This is a genomic window from Oceanobacillus chungangensis (assembly GCF_003369565.1).
Taxonomy (GTDB): Bacteria; Bacillota; Bacilli; order Bacillales; family Amphibacillaceae; genus Oceanobacillus; species Oceanobacillus chungangensis.
Map to the genome: position 1 here is coordinate 185,479 of NZ_PIOD01000005.1, position 24,558 is coordinate 210,036.

Consider the following 24,558-nt stretch of genomic DNA (forward strand, 5'->3'; position numbering starts at 1 on the left):
GTATTTCTTTGAATAATCTGTCATTTGAGTTTCAATTTAAAGTGGAAAACGCTACAATGAATCTATAGTTATTCTATTATCTACAAGGGGGAATTCAAATGGAATATGTCAAGCACTCAGATCCAGAAATATTTGAAGCAATCCAAGCAGAAAAAAAACGTCAACAGGATAACATTGAATTAATCGCGTCGGAAAACTTTGTTTCTGAAGCTGTTATGGAAGCGATGGGATCTGTACTGACGAATAAGTATGCGGAAGGGTATCCTGGAAGAAGATATTATGGCGGTTGTGATCATGTCGATATTGTAGAGAACTTAGCTAGGGACCGTGCGAAGCAAATATTTGGTGCAGAACATGTAAACGTCCAACCACATTCAGGTGCACAAGCAAATATGGCGGTTTATTTTACGGTTTTAGAGCAAGGCGATACGGTTTTAGGTATGAACCTAAATCACGGTGGACACTTGACTCATGGAAGTCCAGTAAACTTCAGTGGAAAACAATATAACTTTGTAGATTATGGTGTAGATAAAGAAACAGAACAGATTGATTATAATGTTGTATTAGAAAAGGCAAAAGAAGTGAAGCCAAAACTAATTGTTGCAGGTGCATCTGCATACTCTCGGGCAATTGATTTTGCTAAATTAAAGGAAATTGCAGATGAGGTTGATGCGCTCTTCATGGTAGACATGGCACATATCGCTGGACTAGTAGCGGCTGGCTACCATCAAAACCCAGTGGAGTATGCAGATTTTGTTACAACGACTACACATAAAACATTAAGAGGCCCTCGTGGTGGAATCATTCTATGTAAAGAAAAATACGCAAAGCAAATTGATAAATCTGTATTCCCGGGAATACAAGGTGGTCCATTGATGCATATCATTGCAGCAAAGGCAGTAGCGTTTAAAGAAGTGTTATCACCGGAATTCAAGACATACGCAAAAAATATTATAGATAATGCGAAGATGCTAAGTGATGCTTTAACTGAAGAGGGATTAAGAATTGTTTCGGGTGGAACGGATAATCACCTATTGCTTGTTGACGTAACAACATTAGGATTAACAGGTAAGGTAGCAGAGAAGGTATTGGATGATATCGGCATTACAACAAATAAAAATACAATCCCATTCGACACGGAAAGTCCGTTTATTACAAGTGGCATTCGAATTGGAACAGCGGCTGTAACAACACGAGGATTTGGCGAGGAAGAGATGAAGGAGATTGCATCTATTATTGCCCTTTCACTGAAAAACACTGAAGATGAGACAATCCAAAGTGAAGCTAAGAAACGTGTACGAGCATTGACAAGTAAATTTGTTTTATACGGACAATTAGCATAAGATCAAAGACTCAAGCGCGTAAGGAAGTTATGGAAGTCTCACTGGCAGTGCGGGCGCTGGAGCTGGGGTGCCCTTTCGGTGAGAGAATTGGTAAGAGGAATTTTATCCTTCGTAGCTTAAAAAACTAAGGGACATTTCCACTGGGATGTCCCTTATAAAAATTCTTTTCGACATTTTTCCCATACTACTTGAAAGCTACTCTTTTTTTCAGTACACTTTTAAGGATATAATAATTTAAAGGAGTGAACGGTGAATGGGAAACGTTTTTGTATTAGATCATCCGTTAATTCAGCATAAATTAACGTTTATTAGAGATAAAAACACAGGAACCAAAGAATTTCGTGAACTAGTAGACGAAGTAGCGATGTTAATGGCATTTGAGATTACGAGAGATTTACCAGTAAAAGAGGCAGTAATCGATACTCCAGTAACAAGTACAAATACAAAGGTTTTAGCAGGTAAGAAGATTGGCTTAGTTCCAATTTTACGTGCAGGGCTTGGCATGGTTGATGGCGTACGTAAGCTAATTCCAGCTGCAAAAGTTGGACATGTTGGTCTGTATCGTGATCCAGAAACTTTAAAACCAGTGGAGTATTATATTAAATTACCATCTGATATTTCTGAACGTGAATTAATTGTTATCGATCCTATGCTCGCTACTGGTGGTTCTGCAAATGATGCAATCCATTCACTTAAGAAGCGCGGTGCACAACATATTCGTCTCATGTGTCTAGTTGCTGCTCCAGAAGGTGTGGAAGTAATTAAGAAAGAACATCCAGATGTTGATATCTATTTAGCAGCAATGGACGAGAAACTTAATGAAGAAGGTTATATCGTTCCAGGACTAGGAGACGCTGGAGACCGTTTGTTCGGAACAAAATAAGCTATAGGGTGCCTGTTACTTCTCAAATTTTATCGAAAGCTTGAGGAGTATTTTTGCGAAGGGCTCCACTAATGAGGAACTTGGAGTGAGAAATTATAATGGCGAAACGTATTAAGGTAATGACTATCTTTGGAACAAGACCAGAAGCGATTAAAATGGCGCCACTTGTTTTAGAATTAAACAAACGATCAGATGAATTTGAGTCAATTGTTACGGTAACAGCACAGCATCGGGAAATGCTTGACCAAGTACTTGATATCTTTGGTATCACACCCGATTATGACTTAAATATTATGAAGAAGCAACAAACATTAGCTCAAATAACGACTCGCGCTTTAGAGGGTCTTGATGAAGTAATGAAAAAGGTTCAACCAGATATCGTGCTTGTGCATGGTGATACGAGTACAACTTTCGCAGGCTCACTGGCAGCGTATTATAATCAAATCGCAGTTGGTCATGTTGAGGCAGGGCTTAGGACGTGGAATAAATACTCTCCGTTTCCTGAAGAAATGAATCGCCAGCTTACAGGTGTTATGGCTGACTTACACTTTTCGCCAACAGAGAAATCAAAACAAAATCTGTTAGATGAAAATAAACCAGCAGACCGCATTTATGTTACTGGTAATACGGCAATTGATGCGCTGAAAACGACGGTTAATAAAGATTATTCAAGCCCAATAATTGATGAGCTTGGTGATAAGCGACTCGTATTAATGACTGCACATCGCCGTGAAAATCTCGGCAGCAATATGCAGCAAATGTTTCGTGCGATTAAACGACTGGTGGAAACACATGATGACATTCAAGTTGTCTATCCTGTCCACTTAAATCCAGTTGTCCAAGAAACAGCAAATGAAATTTTAGGAAATGATGATCGTATTCAATTAATCGATCCATTAGATGTGGTTGATTTCCATAATTTTGCTGCACATGCGTACTTAATTTTAACGGATTCTGGTGGTGTTCAAGAAGAAGCTCCATCCCTAGGAGTTCCGGTGCTTGTACTTCGTGATACTACGGAACGACCAGAAGGAATTGAAGCTGGAACACTGAAATTAGTTGGAACTGACGAGGAAACAATCTTCAATGTTGCAAATGAACTACTTTCAGACAAAGCGGCACATGATAAAATGGCAAAAGCGTCGAATCCATACGGTGATGGTGAAGCATCGCGAAGAATTGCGGATGCGATTACCGAGTATTTTAATAAATAATTGCAGGAGAAGCTGTTATCCGAGGGGTAACAGCTCTTTTGCATTCTTTTACTTACACATCATCCATCTAGCAGTTGAATATGGTAATAGTAAAAGCAAGAGGGGGAGATATGATGTCAACAAATCAAGTGAAAGAAATCGATTATGATTCGATTGAATACGATGAAAGAATAGCTAACATGATAAATGAAGGAGGTCTAGGAGTTTCTGCCCATTATCATTATTACGAAATGCAGCAACAAGATTCAAATGTCAAAACAGAAAATTGAAGAGTGTTTTTCTTCCCGGGCTCTATCGATAAACCGACTCGATTATTCTACTAAAATAAGGTGTATATTTTCTCCGCACTACCGAAAACTAAGCAGTAAAAAGGGGCAAATGCATTATGCGCAAACTCATCTTTTTACTCACAGTATGTCTTGCAATAATCTTCATTTATTTTCCTGTTTCATCTCTGGCATCCAGGCCCCTAGAGTCGATAATCATCGAAGTAGAAGGTGACCCGGAAGAACATAAGGATTACATCGAACAGTATCATCCATATGTACAAGTGATTGCAACGTATGAAAAATTATTTCAAGGACTTGCATTAAAAGGAACAGCAGATAAATTAGCTAGAATGGAATCTTTGACCTTTATTAAAGAAATCCATCCAGTGCAAACTTATACAACGCAGGAGCCTGAAATACTCCGAAGTCCTAATGAATCGTTAAAAAACCTTGTTCGCCCTTCCGATTTAAATACGACAGCGTATACAGGGAAGGGAGTAAAGGTTGGTGTTATTGATACAGGCATCGACTATAATCACGCTGACTTACGAAACAATTATCAATCAGGATACGATTTAGTTGACCTTGATACCGATCCAATGGAAACAAATCCGAGCGAAGGCATCCCAACACTGCACGGCTCTCACGTTGCAGGGATTATTGCTGCTAACGGGAGTCTTAAGGGAGTAGCGCCAGAGGCAGAGATTTATGCGTACCGTGCATTAGGTCCAGGTGGTGCAGGTACCTCTGTCCAAGTTATTGCGGCAATGGAACAGGCGGTTAAGGATGGGGTGGACGTTATTAACCTATCGCTCGGTAATTCTGTTAATGGTCCAGATTATCCAACGAGTACTGCTGTAAATAGAGCAGTTGAGCTCGGGATACCGGTCGTCATTGCCAATGGTAATAGTGGGCCAAATAACTGGACAGTTGGTGCGCCAGCCACTGCCGAGAGAGCTCTATCTGTCGGTGCATTAGCAAACCCGCAGCAGTTACCCTTTCTTTTTGAAACAATTTCAAATAAGGAAATTCCCCTAACAGAAATGATCGAATCCAAACCCTGGAATCTTGAGAAGTCATATCCAATTGTCGATGGTCAGCTGGAGACTGCGGAAATACGTGGTAAAATCGCAGTCTTTAAGCGGGGAAAAATACCCTTTTTTCAAATCGCAAAGAGTGCAGAAGAAAAGGGAGCTGTTGCGGCAATAATTTATAATAATAAAGATGAGGTCTTTCAAGGTTCAATTGAAAGTAGAGAGGGAGCGATTACTATTCCGGTTGCTGCAATATCGAAAAGAGACGGTGAATGGTTGATGCAGCAGTTAGAAGGAAAGAATCACTACTATGAGACCGTATATAAAGAAACAGAAAGCACGATTGCCCCTTTCAGCTCTCGTGGACCCGTTACGATTAACTGGGATATTAAACCAGATATACTTGCACCAGGCACTAACATATTGAGTACAGTTCCAGGAGGCTACCAAGCACTTCAAGGGACAAGTATGGCAGCGCCACATGTTACTGGGGTAATTGCATTAATAAAAGAAGCGCACCCAAACTGGACCGTCGGGCAAATATTTGACGCAATCCGAACGACCGCCATACCTATTACTAAAGAAGGAAAGTTACTTGATCCAATTGAACAAGGGATGGGCAGCATAAGACCACTTGACGCAATAAACACACCACTAATCATTCATCATTCGCAATTAGCTTTTGGAAAAATCGAGGGCTATTACGAATCAAAAACACTCGAGATTGAAATTGAAAATACGACAAATGAACAACAAGCATATACCTTTGATATCCCGAAAAAGGGCAAAGGATTAACATGGAAATTACCGCAGCGTTTTACGGTAAATAAACATGAATCAAAAACCATTCCAATTGAGTTGAAAATCACAACCCCTCAATTGGCTGAAGGGATTCATCAAGGGTGGTTAACATTAAATCAAGACGATGATGTGTACTTGCTGCCTTATTTATTCATTAATCAAACTGCCGACAATCCGAAAGCAATGGGCTTCGAGTTTTCATTAAAACCATTTTCTGAGGATTCTTATCAATACAATTTGTACCTAACAGAACAGGTTGAGCGCATAGAGGTTGATTTATACACGCCAGATACCCTGCTATTTAATCGAAGTTTGTTAGAAGTGGATAACTTACAAATAGGGATGAATACGGGAGAAATCAAGAAGGGCGACATCGGGAAACCTGGCCATTATGTGGCAATCATTACTACGGTATTAGAAGATGGTAGTTATGAAAGTCATGAAGTACCATTAACTATTGAATAACACAAAAAGGTAAGTCTATAAAATGTCACATTTTAGACAAAAAATACTCGTTGAGATTGATTGAAAAGCTAATCAGTCAGTAAATAACGACGCGAGCACTATTTACTGACTGATTATTGTGTTTAAAAACGATAAGGCAGTGATGGCTATCAAACCAAGGGAAAATGTAAGAAGATAGTAAAAAAATCATAGAGAGACTCCCAATTAAATATGTACAATTGTATAAAAAGAAAAATGGGTAATTAACGAAAATTGGAAGTTAAATTAATAGGATTTAACCCCCATTATCCATTGACAATAAGGGTATGCTAATGTAAACTAATTTAGTGTGAGATGATAAGGTTTTCATATGAAATTTCAGACGATTGTAATAATAAGAAAGTAGTTATTATACATAAGTTTAGGGGTCAGTTTTACAATTTTTTCATCTCCATACGTTGTATTATTCTCTTGCTCTTGAAGTGGATATATCTATAGTGCTATTTTTACTAGTGATAAAAAAGAATGCTTACTAATCAAAACGAGAAACAGCAGATTTTATCAGCATATGAGAAAGTATAAAAACTTCTCATTGCATAAGTAATGATGGCTGTTACATAATGACTTGTAACAACCAAGTTTTCCAATGAACTTAGAACCACCGTCTAAGTTCTGAATATAGGAGAGTAGAGTGAATGATGTACGAATATAGAAGTATCGTAACAAGGCAACGAAAGTGGATGCTCTATCTTCTTGCAATTCTAGTTCTTGGTGCTGCTTTTACACCCTATTCTCGCATTTTCCAAGGTCTGCTATTGGGTAGTATCGTAAGTTTTTATAATTTATGGTTATTGCAGCACAAAACGAAAGCGTTAGGGGAAGCAGTTGCAGAAAACAGGTCAGTACGTGGAGGTCTAGGCACCTTCTCCAGGCTTGCTGCAGTTGCACTAACTGTTCTAATTGCCCTTCGCTTTGAAGAGAACTTTCATTTCATTGCAGTAGTTATCGGGATTGTCTCTTCCTACATAATAATGGGACTAGATATTCTGTTGCGCATGACTATGGGCAGAAGCAATCAATCAGGTAACTAGTGCTGACAAGAAAAGTGGGAGTGAGTTCTAAAGAATACTTGTGTAAAGGGGTGAGAAAAATTGGATCATACATCTCCAATAGTTGAAGATGTGCTAGGAATTTCATGGCTTGATTTCAACCTATCCAACGTATTCATGATGGCTATTGTTTCTTTAATTATTTTTGTTTTATGTACATGGGCAAGCAGAAAGTTACAAATGAAGCCAACAGGAATGCAGAATTTTATGGAATGGATAGTTGAATTCGTAAAAGGAATCATCGGCGATACGATGGATTGGAAGACGGGGAAAGTATTCTTGCCTCTTGGATTAACATTGATGTTCTACATATTTGTTAGTAACATTGTAGGAGTTATCACAGTCGGAGTCGTTGGCCATGATTTATGGTGGAAATCACCAACCGCTGATGCAACACTTACATTAACTTTATCAGCGATGGTTGTCATGTTAACACATTTTTACGGTATTAAGGTCAATGGAGCAAAGAACTATTTTAAAACATTTGTCAGTCCAGTTCCATTGATGTTACCTTTCAAAATAATTGAAGAATTTACCAACACATTAACATTGGGTCTTCGATTATTTGGGAATATTTATGCGGGGGAAATTCTTTTGAGTCTCCTCGTAGGTCTTGCAACATCTAGTATATTTGGATTCTTTGGCGCAGCACTTCCAATGCTGGCATGGCAAGGATTCAGCTTGTTTATCGGTGGGATTCAGGCATTTGTATTTACGATGTTAACAATGGTGTACATGTCTCATAAAGTGAGCAAAGACCATTAATAAAAACATATATAAAGGTTTTAACAATAAAAGGAGGAATTATTAAATGGGAGCTTTAGCAGCAGCAATCGCAATTGGACTAGCAGCATTAGGTGCAGGTCTAGGTAACGGGATGATCGTTAGTAAAACAGTGGAAGGTATAGCACGTCAACCAGAATTGAAAGGTTCACTTCAAACAACAATGTTTATTGGGGTAGCACTAGTAGAGGCGATTCCAATTATCGCAGCAGTTATCGCATTTATGGTTGTATTCCAATAAAACAAGAACAGTAAAAAATAAAGTGGCGAGGTTCATCTTAGGCGAATCTTCGCCATTGCTTTATGTAAACATGTAATGCGTGTAGAACTACATCTTGTAATTAATGACTGACATGACATAACAGTTGAACATGAGTACCTATGAAAGGAGTGGAGTCTGTGCATTCATACGTTGACTTTTTAACACTTGGCGCAGTTGGAGGATTTAGATTTGGAGATATGGCAGCTCAATTATTCTTCTTCCTTATATTACTAGCGTTGTTAAAGAAATTCGCTTGGGGTCCCCTCATGAACACGATGCAAAAACGTGAGGAATATGTCGCAAGTGAAATAGAATCTGCTGAGAAGAGCCGTTTGGAAGCTGAAGCCGCTTCAAAACAAGCAGCAGAACAGTTAAATCAAGTAAGACAAGAAGCGCAAAAAATGATTGAAGATGCGAAAAACGCAGGCCTTAAGCAGGAACAAGATATTATTGAAGCTGCACGTCTTGAAGCTGGACGTATCAAGGAACAAGCACAAAAAGATATTCAAAACGAAAAAGAGCAAGCAATTCAAGCACTACAAGCTCAGGTTGCCTCATTATCTGTATTGATTGCAAGTAAAGTAATTGAAAAAGAAATTACTGCTGAGGATCAAGAAAACTTAATCAATGAGTATATTAAAGAGGTAGGAGAAGAGCGATGAGTGAAACTGTTGTTGCAAAACGTTATGCAGAAGCACTTTTTCAACTTGGTATCGAAAAGAATAACTTGGACGAGCTTGTAACAGAATTCACAACGGTTCGTGACGTATTTCAAGATAATAAGGAATTGAATTTATTTCTGTTGCATCCTGCAGTTAGCAGTGAGAAGAAGAAAGAGCTTATTGCTGGATCTTTTACGAACCTGCAGAAAGATGTCGTTAATACATTGAAATTACTTATAGATCGTCATCGTACAGTGATTATTCCAGCTATAATTGATCAATTTATACAATTGGTAAACAATGCAAAAGGAATAGTTGAAGCAACGGTGTACTCGACAAGAGCATTATCCGAAAATGAAAAGCGTGAATTAGAGTTATCTTTCGCAAAACGACTAAATAAAACAGCAGTTACGTTTGATAATAAAATTGATTCATCATTAATAGGCGGCATTAAAATTCGTGTGGGTAATACGATTTATGATGGAACCATTAGTGGGAAATTAAAAAACATCGAACGAAAGCTAATGACTGCGAACTAATGATGTAAGGGGTGAAATGGTATGAGCATTAATGCTGAAGAAATCAGTACACTTATAAAAAAGCAAATTGAATCCTATGATTCAGATATAGAAGTAAGTGATGTTGGGACAGTTATAACTGTTGGGGATGGTATTGCACGTGCACATGGCCTTGATAATGCAATGGCTGGTGAACTATTAGAATTCTCCAATGGTGTAATGGGTCTTGCACAAAACCTTGAAGAAAATAACGTTGGTATCGTAATTTTAGGACCATACACTGAAATTAGAGAAGGCGATGAAGTTCGTCGTACTGGACGAATCATGCAAGTACCTGTTGGTGAGGAGCTTCTAGGACGTGTTGTAAACCCACTTGGACAACCAATCGATGGCAGAGGACCAATTGAAACTACAAAATCACGCCCAATCGAAGCACAAGCACCTGGTGTAATGGACCGTAAATCTGTTGATGAGCCATTACAAACAGGGATTAAAGCAATTGACGCTCTAGTACCAATTGGTAGAGGGCAACGTGAGCTTATCATTGGTGACCGTCAAACAGGTAAAACAACGGTTGCTGTGGATACAATCATTAACCAAAAAGATCAGGACATGATTTGTATTTATGTAGCAATCGGTCAAAAGGAATCAACAGTAAGAGGAACAGTTGAGACATTACGTAGATACGGCGCATTGGATTATACAATCGTTGTAACTGCTGGTGCTTCAGATCCTGCACCATTATTATACCTTGCTCCATACGCAGGTGTGGCGATGGGTGAGGAATTCATGTATAACGGCAAGCATGTTCTTGTTGTATATGATGACTTATCAAAACAAGCAACTGCATACCGCGAACTTTCTTTACTATTACGTCGTCCTCCAGGTCGTGAAGCATTCCCAGGGGATGTATTCTACTTACATTCACGTTTATTGGAACGTGCAGCTAAATTGAGTGATGCATTGGGCGGTGGTTCATTAACTGCATTGCCATTCGTTGAAACACAAGCAGGCGACATTGCAGCATATATTCCAACGAACGTAATTTCAATTACAGATGGACAAATTTTCTTGCAATCTGATTTATTCTTCTCAGGTGTACGTCCAGCAATTAACGCAGGACTTTCCGTTTCACGTGTAGGTGGATCGGCACAAATTAAAGCGATGAAGAAGGTTGCAGGTACATTACGTCTTGACCTAGCTTCTTATCGTGAACTAGAGTCATTCTCACAATTTGGTTCTGACCTTGATAAAGCAACGCAAGCAAAGTTAAACCGTGGTGAACGTACGGTAGAAGTTTTAAAACAAGGATTGCATAAACCATTAGTTGTTGAAAAACAAGTTATGATCATTTACGCATTAACAAAAGGATTCCTAGACGATATTGCTGTAGAAGATATCCTACGTTTCGAAAGCGAAATGAATACATGGTTAGATTCAAATCGCCCAGAATTATTGGCATCTATCCGCGATACAGGGAAATTACCTGAGGATAGCGATATGAAGGATGCAATCGAATCATTTAAACATACATTTTTACCAACAAGCAATTAATTCAAAATTGTAGGCACCCGAAATTCTGGGGAGTTGCCTTCAGTAAATAGATGGACATAAAGGACAAAGAGGAAATCAGAAAAGGGTAGAATAATGGAACGTAAGTGATTTGATCATTGCGGAAATTCCCCATTTCTGACCTCTAACCTAGAACAATAGCGCAAGCGCACGTTTTGCGACGTACGGACTGGACTGAGCCGTAGGAGATAAAGGAAACACGGCGACCGTAGGAAGTCGATGTTGACTTATCGTACGAAGGTGAGGGAAGTCTCGCTAGTCGCTGGGCGCTGGAGCTGGACGTGGCCTATCCTGTCATAGGAATTAAATGGAGAAAATTATATACTTTCCTATACTAATAGAAAGTGTGGTGAAAAAGCTTGGCATCACTAAGAGATATTAAAACGCGAATCGACTCAACGAAAAAAACGAAGCAAATTACGGGGGCAATGGAACTTGTATCTGCATCAAAAATGAGTAAGGCCGAACGGAATGCTAAAGGCTATGTGCCATATAGTGAAAAAATCCAGGAAGTTGTCGCGAATATTGCTAATTCTAGTACTGACGTATCTCACCCTATGTTGAGAAAGCGCGAAGTTAAAAAGACAGGATATCTTGTTATCACTTCTGATAAAGGATTAGTCGGCGGATATAATAGCCATATTTTAAAGAAATTGAATCAAGCGATTTTGGAACGCCATCAGTCTAAGGATGAATATACGATCATAGTGATGGGCCGAAAAGGATTTGAGTACTGTAAAAAGCGGGAGTTACCTGTATCTAAAAGTATTTTAGGTATAGCTGATCAACCAGTATTTGCTGATATTAAAGACATTGCACAAGAAACGGTACAAATGTTTATCGATGAAGAAATCGATGAGCTTAACATTGTCTATAATCATTACATAAGTGCGATTTCCCAACTACCAACAATGAAGAAATTGTTGCCAATTGAGAACTTGCATGAACATGGTAGTATGACAAGTGATTATGAATTTGAACCAAGTCGTGATGAAATTTTGCAAGTATTATTACCACAGTATGCAGAAAGTCTAATCTTCGGTGCATTATTGGATGGTAAGGCAAGTGAACATGCAGCAAGTATGACGGCGATGCGTAGTGCAACTGATAATGCGGGAGAACTTATCGACGACTTATCATTGACCTATAACCGTGCACGTCAAGCTGCAATTACACAGGAAATAACAGAAATAAGTGGTGGAGTAGCTGCGCTTGAATAGCATCTACCGCCAAGAACAATAGTGTAAGCGCCTGTTTAGCGACGTATGGACTTACATCGTACACGATGTAGTGGCCGACATTGCAACACGAGGTTATGACATTAGTCGAACTTCTTCTTAGACCCTTTAGATAAAGAAAACTTTTTGGGAGCAAAAGCCAATCAATGTTAATTTATCATTCGGAGGTGAGGGGAGTCTTGCTACAGCGTTAAAGCTGGAGCTGGACGTGGTTTTCCTATCATTAGGAAGAGTATAGGCGTTTTTTACACTTTCTTATCTTCATAAAGATTAGAGCTAGGAGGGAAATCGATGAGTAAGGGACATGTAACACAAGTAATGGGACCTGTAGTTGACGTTCGATTTGACGATAACTTTTTGCCAGAAATTTATAATGCGCTAACCGTACAAATTGAAACAGAAACAGCAAGTTCACAACTTACTTTAGAAGTAGCATTACATTTAGGCGATGGAAATGTTCGTACAATCGCCATGTCATCTACGGATGGTCTAAAGCGTGGTGCAGTTGTAGAGAACTTAGGCAGACCAATCTCCGTTCCAGTTGGGGACGTGACATTAGGGCGAGTATTTAACGTTTTAGGTGAAAAAATTGACCTAGATGCACCACTTCCTGAAGGAGTACGTCTAGATCCAATTCACCGTGAAGCACCAAAATTCGAAAATCTATCAACAAATACGGAAATTCTTGAAACAGGGATTAAAGTTGTTGATTTATTAGCACCATATATTAAAGGTGGTAAAATCGGTTTATTTGGTGGTGCAGGTGTTGGTAAAACCGTACTAATCCAAGAATTAATTAATAATATTGCTCAAGAGCATGGTGGTATCTCGGTGTTTGCTGGTGTAGGTGAGCGAACACGTGAGGGAAATGACCTTTATTATGAAATGAAGGACTCTGGAGTAATTACAAAAACAGCGATGGTATTCGGTCAGATGAATGAGCCACCTGGCGCACGTATGCGTGTTGCATTAACAGGTCTTACAATGGCAGAATACTTCCGTGATGAACAAGGACAAGACGTACTACTCTTTATCGATAACATCTTCCGCTTTACACAAGCAGGTTCAGAGGTGTCCGCATTACTAGGTCGTATGCCATCTGCGGTTGGTTACCAGCCAACACTTGCTACGGAAATGGGACAATTACAAGAGCGAATTACATCAACTGACAAAGGTTCAGTAACATCTATTCAAGCAATTTATGTACCTGCAGATGACTATACTGACCCGGCACCAGCGACAACTTTCGCACACTTAGATGCAACAACAAACTTGGATCGTAAGCTTTCAGAGCAAGGTATTTATCCTGCCGTGGATCCACTAGCATCTACTTCACGTGCACTTGATCCGGAAATTGTTGGTGAGGAACATTATCGTGTAGCTACAGAAGTACAACAAACACTTCAACGTTACCGTGAATTACAAGATATTATCGCTATCTTAGGTATGGATGAATTAGGAGATGAAGACAAGCTTGTTGTAGCTCGTGCTCGCCGAATTCAATTCTTCCTATCACAAAACTTCCACGTTGCTGAACAGTTTACTGGACAAAAGGGTTCATATGTACCGGTACAAGAAACTGTACAAGGATTTAAAGAAATTCTAGAAGGTAAGTATGATGACCTTCCAGAGGACGCATTCCGTTTAGTAGGACGCATTGAAGAAGTAATCGAAAAAGCAAAAGGTATGGAATAAAAGGCATATCGAGGAAATGAGTGCATCGATTAAAAAGATCATGCCTCGTTTTTTCGGGAGTCTCATAGGAGGGGTTACACCTGAAAACTCTAACAGTGAGTGTTGTTACTCCTAGTGGTCCAGTTTTGGAAGACGATTTTGAAATGGTAGTCTGTAAAGCAGAAAATGGCGAAATTGGTATTTTACCTGATCATATTCCCTTAGTCGCTCCACTTTCTATCTCTGCGGTTCGTTTGAAGCGCAATGGTGAAGAAAGACACATTGCAGTTAGTGGTGGAATAATGGAGGTTAGTGCGAATAAGGTAACAATCCTTGCACAATCTGCGGAAAAACCAGCTTCAATAGATGTCGCGCGTGCACAGGAAGCAAAAGCACGTGCAGAACGCCGTTTACAGTCTAAACAGGACAATGTTGACTACGTACGGGCTGAACTAGCACTCAAACGAGCAATTAATCGATTAGAAGTTAGCGGAGACAAGTAGAGCTACCGTTATTCAAAAGGATTGATTTTTAGTTAAGAAAGACTAAATCACTTCCTTAACAAAAAGTGCATCTACGACTTGGTGATTTCCAAGTTTTCTAAACAACTGATTTTACAGAAACAAAAGCGTTGCAACAGCTAGTTGTAACGCTTTTGTTAAGTAAAAAACATCAAGCATATTTGTTAAGAAAAACGTATCATGACAATAAAGTACAAAGTAGAACTTTGTGATTGGATTCACTCTTAACAAATTACATCATCCAACATTCCCCAATGACAATGTCGATATTCCCCGGGAAATGAGTTATACAATCTACATTTTTCTTTAGAAAACTTGGCAGAATTAACTTGTGTGTCAGTGCATGACAAATATTATATTAAATAATTATTTTAGGGTGGTACGCATGTTTTCTATTGGGCAAACAGCATTGATGAGCATATTCTCACACCTAATATTTATCTATATTACTTGGCGTTTAGTAATCGTCATGAATTTCGATCCAATTATTAGAAAAGGACATACAACAGAGGGGAGAATCTTTTTGTTGTTTCTTTCAATTGTAATTGGAACGGGTGTAAGTAAATTTTTCCTAGATATTTTACAATGGTCAGGACAATTAGTATTTCTGTTTTAAACAATGTTCTATTAATCTCTCAAGTGGCCTGAATTCTTATTGAGAGTTGTTTAGTATATTAATAGTTTTCTCTGTTCATACTATAAATACATAGTAAATAGGGGGAACTAATCATGTGGAGAATACTTTTTATTGTTCTAATTTTATTGTTTCCAGCCAATACGATGGCAAAACCTGCAACAGATGAATTAATCGATCTAACAAATTTTGCCACAAATAATAAGTTGACTATTGATGAATGGCAAGTCATTATAAAAGAGCAGCTAGAAAAGCATACTGCAATGAATATCGTTCGTGAACTCGAAAATAGTTATAAAGTCACTATGAGCGAAGATGAAAATATTATACAATATCAAACTGAGGCCACTCGAATAGAGAATACATTTATTGTATCCTACCGAGTTCTCTTACCTAAAGATAACCTAAGCCACCCAGAATTGGTCGTAATCCTTGATGGCTATTTTTGGGATGAGTTTGTAGAGGGAATATATCAGGAAACAATAGATTCATTAAAAAGACACTATTTTTCTGAAAATGAAAGTATGTTCTCATGGCTCAAAATCAATCAAGATGATATAATAGAAGATGGTACATTTGAAGAAGAAATTATCAACTATTTTAATCTTCAAGAAGTAGAAACACAATTCGATAATATAGAAAATAAAAACAATGTCATTAAAAAATTCATATATGGGTATACACCATTATGGGGTAATAGAATTATCATAAATAATATTGCACAAAATGTACAAGTCGCTATTACAGAAGACGAAAAAGGGAATACTGAGTATATAATCGGAACACCTATCCTAATACATGAATATTAATATAGTGAAATTGGATCTGAAGGAGATTTGAAACATGGAAAAAATCATCGTAAGAGGCGGACACCAATTAAATGGCACCGTTAAGGTAGAGGGTGCAAAGAATGCAGTGTTACCAGTATTAGCTGCAAGCTTGCTCGCAAGTGAAGGGAAGAGCGTAATCACAGATGTCCCTGTCCTAGCAGACGTCTACACAATTAACGAAGTAATTAGAAATATGAATGCCGAAGTTGTGTTTAACGCTGAAAACAATACAGTAGTAATTGATGCAAGTAATGAATTAAAAACAGAAGCTCCATTCGAATTTGTACGTAAAATGCGTGCATCCGTGTTGGTTATGGGACCACTTTTGGCCCGGTATGGACATGCAAATGTTGCAATGCCAGGTGGATGTGCAATTGGATCACGTCCAATTGATTTGCACTTAAAAGGCTTTGAAGCAATGGGAGCTGAAATCCACGTTGGAAATGGCTTCGTGGAAGCAAAAGTAAACGGGCGCCTTAAAGGTGCAAAAATTTATCTTGATATGCCAAGCGTAGGTGCAACGGAAAATATTATGATGGCTGCAGCATTAGCAGAAGGAAAAACGATTATCGAAAATGGAGCAAAAGAGCCTGAAATCGTTGATCTTGCAAACTATTTAAACCAAATGGGAGCGAATATTATTGGTGCTGGTACGGAAACAATTCGTATAGAAGGTGTAGATAAACTTCGTGGTGCAGAGCATAGTATCATTCCAGATCGTGTAGAGGCTGGAACATTTATGGTTGCAGCGGCAATTACAGGCGGTAATGTCTTGATTGAGAATGCTGTTACTGAGCATCTTCGTTCAGTTATTTCAAAATTAGAAGAGATGAATGTAACGGTAAAAGAAGAAGGTAATGGAGTTCGTGTTATTGGACCAGAATCAGGAGAGTTAAAATCTACAGACATTAAGACATTGCCATACCCTGGATTCCCTACAGATATGCAATCACAATTAATGGCATTAATGTTGCGGGCCGAGGGCACAAGTGTGCTTACAGAGACAGTGTTCGAGAACAGATTCATGCATGTAGAAGAATTTAGAAGAATGAATGCTCAAATGAAAATTGAAGGCCGTAGCGTCATCATCGAAGGAGCTTCTGATTTACAAGGAGCAGAAGTTGCAGCAACGGATTTACGTGCAGCAGCAGCACTTATCTTGGCAGGTTTAGCCGCTGATGGAGTGACACGTGTTACAGAGTTGAAGCATCTTGATCGCGGCTATGTTAATTTAGCTGGCAAGCTTGCCGCTCTGGGCGCAGATATCGAACGTGTAAATGAAACAGACGATATTACTGAACCAGTTGCACAGGATAAAGAAGAACTAGCATCGAAATTATTTTAAATTTACCAACATATAATATGAAACAAAAAGGCAGATGGCGATAGTTATCTGTTTTTTTGTTGTCTTTAATAATGGCTCTTTCAACAGTTAGCTGCTTGTTATATAAACTACGGACTAGTTTAATGTGCTATGGGCTGTCGGGCCAATCGCTCCAGAAATACACTACGCGCACCTAAGGGGAGCTGGTGAGCCATCTTGTGCTTGTGCACTTCGAAGTCTCACCCAGGCTCTTCTTCCCGCAGGACAAGGAAAGCTTCGACAGCGTTACATCGCACGAAGAAAATGGTTCTTTATTTTCGAGGAGTCTCCGTGTATTTCTTCCGCTGGGGTTTTATGTAACACAAATAAAAGAAAAACTTACTACTGACAGTCGACGTTGATTGAGGTGAAAGAATGGAAACTCAGGTATGAACAGCGACTACTGTCTAGATCTGAAATCAAAATTATCATTACGTCGCACTTTATATCAACTGTTTATCACTAAAAAACAAAGAGAACAGTCTTTAAAATAAGGAAGCATAACGTTCTAAATTATAGTCTCACTTTTCAATTAGTGATGAACTATGCTACATTAGTGAGAAAGTTAAATAGAGACCACTTGAGACTGTATTTAATCTAATTAGTAACTAAAAAAGTGGGAGATTTTATGGAACAACTTAGTCAAAGTATAGAACGAATTATTGAACAAGCAGGGGGGAAATGGGGCATTTCAATTGAAGAATTAGACACGAATAATAGCTGGAGTTTAAATGAAGAAGAATTATTCTATGCAGTAAGTATTATTAAAATACCAATTATGATTGCTGTGTTTACTGCTTATGAAAAAGAAAAGCTTTACTTGAGCGATACACTTGAGCTTAAAGTAGAGGAAATGGTCGGTGGATCAGGAGTACTCCAGCATTTGTCGCCAGGAATAAAACTAACGATAAATGACCTTATCACATTAATGATTATACAAAGTGATAATACTGCAACCAATATGTTAATTAATCTAATAGAAAAGAAAAATATTCAACAGACAATGAAGGATATTGGCATGCAGAAGAGTAAATTTTATAATAAACTTATGACCGTACCAGCAACACTACAAGGTTATAATGAAATCACAGCACAAGAAGTAACGATGATGTTAAAGAAAATTGCAACCGGTAAAATCATATCCAGGCATGCTTGTGAACGGATGTTAGCAATTATGAAAAAACAGCAGCTTACAGACTGCTTACCAGCTAAATTACGACAAGCGGATTCTACTATTATTGGAAATATACCAGAATGGCAGCTAGCAAATAAAACAGGATTCGTTTCGGGTATGCGCCATGATATCGGCATTTTTTATGTAGGAGATCGAGTAATGGTCACTACTGTTCTATCAAAGGGTCTTGATGATAATCACTCAAAAGATGCAATTGCAAAAGTAGGATTAGAGATTTATCATTATTTGAAGAGATAAATGCACAGGAGTGTCGCTATATTAATATATTTGATATGTGCCGTTTGAGAGCTTTAAACTGCCCATTGAACGATGCCTAAGCCCTCGCTTCAGCATATATATTCGCTAACAAACCACCCATTACCTATCATACCAGAAAATTATAAAAATATTGCAATTTGTCAATTATATGCTAAAATTAAAAGAAAATTAATAATTATAGTAATAGACTGTAAGTTAGATTTATATTCCTGAAATATGAAAACGTTATCATAAAATGCTGTGGGGGTGGGTGTTTTGCTTCGCTACATTTTAAAGAGATTACTCATTATGATTGCAACTTTATGGATTATCATTACTGTTACTTTCGTTTTAATGATTAGTATTCCTGGCTCACCATTTAATAGTGAGGGATCTTCCAATGCAACCGTACAAGCGAATTTAGAAAAGCATTATCACCTTGATGAGCCATACTATATTCAGTACTTACTCTATTTAAAATCAATCGTCACCCTCGAACTGGGTCCCTCGATTAAACAACCCGATCAGACGGTAAATGATTTGTTAGGAAGGGGATTTCCTATTTCATTCGAACTTGGGATTCTTACCATAGCTGTAGCAGTCATTTCTGGGATAACTCTCGGTATCTTTGCTGCATTACGACATAATGGCGTTATTGATTATGTAGCAATGGGACTAGCAGTTTTAGGCATTTCTGTTCCAAACTTTATTTTGGCAACATTACTTATTCAGAAAGTAGCTGTAGACTGGGATTTATTGCCTGTTGCGACATGGTCAAGCCCAGCACATATGATTTTACCCATTTTAGCGTTAGCTACAGGGCCTATGGCAATCATTGCGAGGCTTACGAGATCGACCATGCTTGAAGTTTTGACACAGGACTACATAAAAATGGCAAGGGCCAAGGGATTATCGCCATGGAAAATTATTATTAAGCATGCACTCAGGAATGCGTTAATGCCAATTGTAACGATTATGGGAACTCTTCTTGCAGGTATATTAACTGGAACTTTTGTAATTGAGAAGATTTTTGCGATTCCAGGAATGGGAAAATATTTTGTTGAAAGTATAAATCAACGGGATTATCCCGTGATAATGGGGACGACCGTTTTCTATAGTGCCTTTCTCATTTTTATGCTATTTCTCGTTGATATTGCTTATGGGATTCTCGATCCAAGGATAAAAGTCCATAAACGAGGAGGGGAGTAATTGAAAACTGCAGAGGAAATGAATTCTACTCACTCTCCAACTGAAATACCAGATGAATGGTTTACAAATAAAATAAAAGATACCGATACAGCTGAGAGTGTTTCACGGCCGTCCCTTTCTTACTGGCAAGATGCATGGAGAAGGCTTGTAAAGAATAAGATGGCAATGTTGGGATTAGTCTTTCTCATTTTGCTCGCAATTATGGCTACTATTGGACCAATTGTTTCTCCATATGCAGTGAATGTACAGAACTTACCAGAACAGTATCAGTCACCGTCCATAGAGCATTGGTTTGGAACGGATAATGCTGGAAGAGATGTTTTCACAAGAACATGGTATGGCGCAAGAATTTCATTATTTGTCGGTTTAGTTGCAGCACTAATTGATGTAACGATTGGCATTATTTGGGGTGGGATTTCCGGATATAAAGGTGGGCGAACCGATACGGTAATGATGCGGGTTATTGAAATCTTATACGGAATCCCAAGCTTACTTGTTACGATTCTATTGCTTGTCGTTCTTGGTCCAAGCCTGCTCACGATTATTATCGCACTCACCATTACCGGCTGGGTTGGGATGGCCAGAATTGTCAGGGGGCAAGTAATGCAAATTAAGAATTATGAATATGTACTTGCCTCGAAATCATTTGGTGCAAAGGATTCACGAATTATTCGGAAAAACTTATTGCCCAATACGATGGGACCGATAATCGTGCAAATGACATTATCTGTACCAACAGCAATCTTTGCGGAAGCTTTCTTAAGCTTTATTGGTCTGGGAATTCAGGCTCCATTTGCAAGCTGGGGTGTAATGGCAAACGATGCATTGGGTGCCATTACATCGGGGTATTGGTGGACATTATTTTTCCCGGCATTTTTTATTTCGTTTACAATGTTTGCATTTAACGTATTAGGTGATGGACTTCAAGATGCACTTGATCCCAAGCTTAGGAAGTAGGTGTCAAATTGGAAAAAATTCTCGAAGTAGAAAACTTACACGTTACATTTTCTACCTATGGTGGAACGGTAAAAGCTGTAAGGGGAGTAGACTTTTATTTAAATAAAGGAGAAACCTTGGCAATTGTTGGTGAATCTGGCTGTGGGAAAAGTGTCACATCAAATGCGATTATGCGTTTGATTCCCGACCCACCTGGAAAAATTACGAAAGGAAAAATCCATTTTAAAGGGAAGGATTTAACCAAATTCAGTGAGAAAAAGATGCGTTCGATTCGTGGAGTAGATATTTCAATGATATTCCAAGATCCGATGACTGCATTAAACCCAACATTAACAATAGGCACCCAATTAATGGAAGGATTACGTGATCATCACAAAATATCTGCACAAGAGGCAAAAAAGAAGGCACTAGAGATGATGAACTTAGTTGGTATACCGAATCCAGAAGAGAGATTGAAGCAATATCCGCATCAATTTAGTGGTGGGATGCGTCAACGAATAGTAATTGCGATTGCCCTCATATGTGAGCCGGAATTACTGATTGCCGACGAACCAACGACAGCACTTGATGTGACAATCCAGGCGCAAATATTGGAGTTATTTGGAAAAATCCAAGTGGTGACAGGGATTTCTATCATATTAATTACCCATGATTTAGGTGTAGTTGCAAAAATTGCCGATCGAATTGCAGTCATGTATGCAGGAAAAATAGTAGAGACCGGTACGAAACGGGATATTTTTTATCGCCCAGAGCACCCATATACAAAGGGATTATTGCACTCAGTGCCACGATTGGATGTAAAAGGTGAGTTAATCCCGATAAATGGAACCCCACCAGATTTATTCTCGCCTCCAGAGGGCTGTGCATTCACTGCAAGATGTCCATTCGCCATGGAGGTGTGTGATAAAGTTTATCCCCAAGAATCCGAGTTGACCGGCACACATAAGGTGGATTGTTGGTTACAGGATGAACGGGCGAAGCGGCTTATTGCTGCTAAATAATAGTAAGGGGGCAGAAAGATGAAAAAGTTTCTCGTGTTTTTACTTATGGCTTTTGCAGTACTTGTACTAGCAGCATGTACAGCAAATGAGAATGCAGGAGAAGACCCAGAAGAAGAAGAACCAGCAACCGATGAAGGGACAGAAACGGAAGAAGGACCAGATGCAGATGATGAAGCAGGGGAGAAGGTACTCCACATTAATAATACCATCGAACCGACTTCATTAAACCCATCTATCGGGTTTGATGCAGTTTCTTGGGATCCTTTAAATAATTTGATGGAAGGATTGACCCGTTTGGATCAAGACTCAAAAGCGGCAGCCGGGGCAGCTGAGGATTGGGATATCTCCGAGGATGGATTAACTTATACTTTCCATCTACGTGAAGATGCTAATTGGTCAAATGGGGATCCAGTTGTTGCTGAAGATTTTGTCTATGCATGGAAACTTATGCTTGATCCGGCGACAATCCCTCCATCTCCAGCAGCATTCTTAGCTTATTTCATTGAAGGTGCGGAAAGCTTCAATAATGGAGAAGGAACAGCAGATGATGTTGCGATTACCGCTGTAGACGAAAAAACATTGGAGGTTGTCCTTGCAGCACCAACAGGATTTTTCCTGGATTTGCTGACGAATCCAGCATTTTTTCCGATTAACCATAAGGTAGCGGAAGAAAATCCAACATGGCATGCGGAGGCAGAGTCATTCGTAGCAAATGGTCCTTTCAAGCTGGAATCATGGGAACATAATAGTGAAATGGTCTTTGCTAAAAACCCGGAATATTGGGATGCAAATACAGTGAAACTGGATAAGGTCCATTTCGCAATGGTCAATGATAATAATACCCAGTATCAAATGTTTCAAAGTGGTGAGCTTGATACGGCGACCATACCTGCAGAACTGTCAGATCAGCTGATTGATGGAGACAATGTTTATATTGGCAATACTGGTGGACTTGAATTCTATCGCTTTAATGTTAATGAAGAGCCATTTCAAAATAAAAAAATTAGACAGGCATTTGCCTTAGCTGCTAATCGACAGGACATTGCGGAATTTGTAGTAAAAAATGGGGTAGAGCCTGCATTCGCTTTTGTATCTCCAGGTTTCACTACTCCATCAGGAGAGGATTTCCGTGATGTAAATGGCGAACTTGTACCATATGACCCTGAACAGGCGAAGCAGCTTCTGGAGGAAGGGATGGCAGAAGAAGGATACGAAAAATTACCATCGATTGTCCTGTCATATAATACAACAGACACGAATAAAGCTATAGCAGAAACATTGCAAAACATGTTCAGTGAAAACTTAGGAGTAGATGTAACTTTAGAAAACCAAGAATGGAATGTATTCTCGGAAGCACAGAAAAATCTTGAGCTTCAATTTTCACGCAGTTCATTTCTAAATGACTATAATGATCCAGTGAATTTTCTTGAAAGCTTCATTACCGATTCTTATATGAACCGTACTGGCTGGTCTAATGCAGCGTATGATGAATTGATTGAAAAAGGGAAAACAGAGAAAGATGAAGAAAAGCGCTGGGAGCATTTGTATGAAGCGGAAAAATTGCTTGCAGAAGAAATGATTATTATGCCGATTCGTTATTATAATACGGTAGTACTGGAAGCGGATAATATATCTGGGATACTCCGTCATCCAGTTGGCTACTTTGATTTAAAATATGCTGATAAACAATAAATGAGAAGTGGTAAAATTAGGATAGGGTGGTCCATCTAATCGATGGGTCATCCTATAAAATGTTTCGTAGTGGAGGTTTTAGTTATGCTCTATCCAATGCATTTAGAAAAAGGAGATAGAATTGGTGTGATTGCACCAGCAGGTCCACCAGATTTAGAAAAAACGAGCAAATCCATCTCATTTTTTGAGGCAATGGGACTGCAAGTTAAGTTTGGTAAGCATCTTAACAGGACACATGGCTATTTAGCTGGAACGGATGAGGAACGCTTAATAGACTTTCATGAAATGATTGCTGATCGGAGTATCAAAGCGGTATTTTGCGCGCGTGGCGGTTATGGAACAGCAAGAATCACGCCATATCTTAATTTTGAGTTAATTAAGCAGAACCCTAAAATTATTTGGGGCTATAGTGACATTACGTATTTACATACCGCTATTCGCCAAGAAACAGGATTAATTACCTTCCATGGACCAATGTTGTCTGATATTAGTAGAAATAATTTCGATTCATTATCAGGAACGTTATTCAAACAGTTATTTGAACCAACTATCTTGACCTATTCAGAAACAATTTCTCCCCTGCAAGTTATCACAGACGGGGAAGCAGAAGGCCCGCTAGTAGGTGGTAACCTATCATTAATCTCAAGTTCGATTGGCACACCATTTGAACTGGATGTAAAAGATAAACTACTATTAATAGAAGATATCGCTGAGGAACCGTATAAGATAGACGGGATGCTCAATCAGTTGAAGCTAGCAGGAAAACTAGATGATGCAGCAGGAATCATTGTCGGAGATTTTGCAGATGCAGAATCAAAATTGCCAAATTCGTTGACACTTGGACAGGTTTTACTTCATTACTTTGCAGAACTAACAATTCCAGTTATAAGTGGATTCAAGATAGGGCATTGCCTGCCCCATTTCTCTGTTCCACTAGGGGCAATAGCAAAGCTATCAACTATTGATAAGACACTGGTTATTCAACCTGGTGTAGCGTAATAAATCGATAGTAAGAGTAGAACAACAGATTAATTGAGTTCAAACAAACGTTTGACCTAATCTTTAAGCCCAATAATACTAGGAATTATCAACGGTTATATGGTTATCTTACGA

At 38.8% G+C, this 24,558-nt stretch carries 23 protein-coding genes; all 23 read left to right on the forward strand.

The window, feature by feature from the left end:
- Window positions 1–98 precede the first annotated feature (98 nt).
- The 23 genes from CWR45_RS04740 (at window position 99) to CWR45_RS04845 (ending at window position 24,444) form a co-directional block, all read left to right on the forward strand.
- Window positions 99–1,343 (forward strand): serine hydroxymethyltransferase, encoded by a 1,245-nt coding sequence (locus CWR45_RS04740; RefSeq protein WP_115748655.1) that lies wholly within the window; start codon window positions 99–101, stop codon window positions 1,341–1,343.
- Window positions 1,344–1,596: 253 nt separating this feature from the next.
- Window positions 1,597–2,226, forward strand: a complete 630-nt coding sequence (gene upp, locus CWR45_RS04745) for a uracil phosphoribosyltransferase (RefSeq protein WP_115748656.1) — start codon at window positions 1,597–1,599, stop codon at window positions 2,224–2,226.
- Window positions 2,227–2,324: 98 nt separating this feature from the next.
- Window positions 2,325–3,440: a non-hydrolyzing UDP-N-acetylglucosamine 2-epimerase gene (wecB, locus tag CWR45_RS04750; RefSeq protein ID WP_115748657.1), complete on the forward strand. Its 1,116-nt coding sequence runs from the start codon at window positions 2,325–2,327 to the stop codon at window positions 3,438–3,440.
- A 113-nt stretch (window positions 3,441–3,553) separates the two neighbouring features.
- A complete protein-coding gene (locus tag CWR45_RS19725; RefSeq protein ID WP_170138791.1) occupies window positions 3,554–3,709 on the forward strand; it encodes a hypothetical protein in 156 nt (51 codons plus the stop codon).
- Window positions 3,710–3,825: 116 nt separating this feature from the next.
- Entirely contained in the window at window positions 3,826–6,009 is a 2,184-nt protein-coding gene (locus CWR45_RS04755) for a S8 family serine peptidase (RefSeq protein WP_115748658.1), read from the forward strand.
- 674 nt (window positions 6,010–6,683) lie between these two features.
- A complete protein-coding gene (locus tag CWR45_RS04760; protein WP_425453594.1) occupies window positions 6,684–7,079 on the forward strand; it encodes an ATP synthase subunit I in 396 nt (131 codons plus the stop codon).
- 60 nt (window positions 7,080–7,139) lie between these two features.
- Window positions 7,140–7,862 (forward strand): F0F1 ATP synthase subunit A, encoded by a 723-nt coding sequence (gene atpB / locus CWR45_RS04765; RefSeq protein ID WP_115748659.1) that lies wholly within the window; start codon window positions 7,140–7,142, stop codon window positions 7,860–7,862.
- Window positions 7,863–7,908: 46 nt separating this feature from the next.
- Complete coding sequence (atpE, locus tag CWR45_RS04770) at window positions 7,909–8,121, forward strand: F0F1 ATP synthase subunit C (protein WP_114917911.1); 213 nt, start codon at window positions 7,909–7,911, stop codon at window positions 8,119–8,121.
- A gap of 158 nt (window positions 8,122–8,279) precedes the next feature.
- On the forward strand, window positions 8,280–8,804 hold the full coding sequence (gene atpF, locus CWR45_RS04775; RefSeq protein ID WP_115748660.1) for a F0F1 ATP synthase subunit B: 525 nt from the start codon (window positions 8,280–8,282) through the stop codon (window positions 8,802–8,804).
- Window positions 8,801–9,343, forward strand: a complete 543-nt coding sequence (locus tag CWR45_RS04780) for a F0F1 ATP synthase subunit delta (protein WP_115748661.1) — start codon at window positions 8,801–8,803, stop codon at window positions 9,341–9,343. The genes atpF and CWR45_RS04780 overlap by 4 nt, the downstream gene beginning before the upstream one ends.
- Window positions 9,344–9,364: 21 nt before the next feature.
- Window positions 9,365–10,876, forward strand: a complete 1,512-nt coding sequence (gene atpA / locus CWR45_RS04785) for a F0F1 ATP synthase subunit alpha (protein WP_115748662.1) — start codon at window positions 9,365–9,367, stop codon at window positions 10,874–10,876.
- Between the two features lie 377 nt (window positions 10,877–11,253).
- On the forward strand, window positions 11,254–12,114 hold the full coding sequence (gene atpG / locus CWR45_RS04790; protein WP_115748663.1) for an ATP synthase F1 subunit gamma: 861 nt from the start codon (window positions 11,254–11,256) through the stop codon (window positions 12,112–12,114).
- A gap of 309 nt (window positions 12,115–12,423) precedes the next feature.
- Window positions 12,424–13,827 (forward strand): F0F1 ATP synthase subunit beta, encoded by a 1,404-nt coding sequence (gene atpD, locus CWR45_RS04795; RefSeq protein ID WP_115748664.1) that lies wholly within the window; start codon window positions 12,424–12,426, stop codon window positions 13,825–13,827.
- A gap of 80 nt (window positions 13,828–13,907) precedes the next feature.
- Window positions 13,908–14,309, forward strand: a complete 402-nt coding sequence (locus tag CWR45_RS04800; protein WP_115748665.1) for a F0F1 ATP synthase subunit epsilon — start codon at window positions 13,908–13,910, stop codon at window positions 14,307–14,309.
- A gap of 403 nt (window positions 14,310–14,712) precedes the next feature.
- The gene (locus tag CWR45_RS04805) at window positions 14,713–14,943 is read left to right on the forward strand and encodes a DUF1146 family protein (protein ID WP_115748666.1); all 231 of its coding nucleotides are present in this window, start codon (window positions 14,713–14,715) and stop codon (window positions 14,941–14,943) included.
- Between the two features lie 113 nt (window positions 14,944–15,056).
- Window positions 15,057–15,770: a YwmB family TATA-box binding protein gene (locus CWR45_RS04810; RefSeq protein ID WP_115748667.1), complete on the forward strand. Its 714-nt coding sequence runs from the start codon at window positions 15,057–15,059 to the stop codon at window positions 15,768–15,770.
- Between the two features lie 34 nt (window positions 15,771–15,804).
- A complete protein-coding gene (gene murA, locus CWR45_RS04815) occupies window positions 15,805–17,136 on the forward strand; it encodes a UDP-N-acetylglucosamine 1-carboxyvinyltransferase (RefSeq protein WP_115748668.1) in 1,332 nt (443 codons plus the stop codon).
- Window positions 17,137–17,782: 646 nt separating this feature from the next.
- The gene (locus tag CWR45_RS04820) at window positions 17,783–18,586 is read left to right on the forward strand and encodes a serine hydrolase (protein WP_115748669.1); all 804 of its coding nucleotides are present in this window, start codon (window positions 17,783–17,785) and stop codon (window positions 18,584–18,586) included.
- Window positions 18,587–18,862: 276 nt separating this feature from the next.
- Window positions 18,863–19,795 (forward strand): ABC transporter permease, encoded by a 933-nt coding sequence (locus CWR45_RS04825; RefSeq protein ID WP_115748670.1) that lies wholly within the window; start codon window positions 18,863–18,865, stop codon window positions 19,793–19,795.
- 18 nt (window positions 19,796–19,813) lie between these two features.
- Entirely contained in the window at window positions 19,814–20,752 is a 939-nt protein-coding gene (locus CWR45_RS04830; RefSeq protein WP_170138801.1) for an ABC transporter permease, read from the forward strand.
- A gap of 8 nt (window positions 20,753–20,760) precedes the next feature.
- Entirely contained in the window at window positions 20,761–21,753 is a 993-nt protein-coding gene (locus CWR45_RS04835; RefSeq protein WP_115748672.1) for an ABC transporter ATP-binding protein, read from the forward strand.
- Between the two features lie 18 nt (window positions 21,754–21,771).
- Window positions 21,772–23,445: a peptide ABC transporter substrate-binding protein gene (locus CWR45_RS04840; protein ID WP_115748673.1), complete on the forward strand. Its 1,674-nt coding sequence runs from the start codon at window positions 21,772–21,774 to the stop codon at window positions 23,443–23,445.
- Between the two features lie 84 nt (window positions 23,446–23,529).
- Complete coding sequence (locus CWR45_RS04845; protein WP_115748674.1) at window positions 23,530–24,444, forward strand: S66 peptidase family protein; 915 nt, start codon at window positions 23,530–23,532, stop codon at window positions 24,442–24,444.
- Window positions 24,445–24,558: the final 114 nt, after the last annotated feature.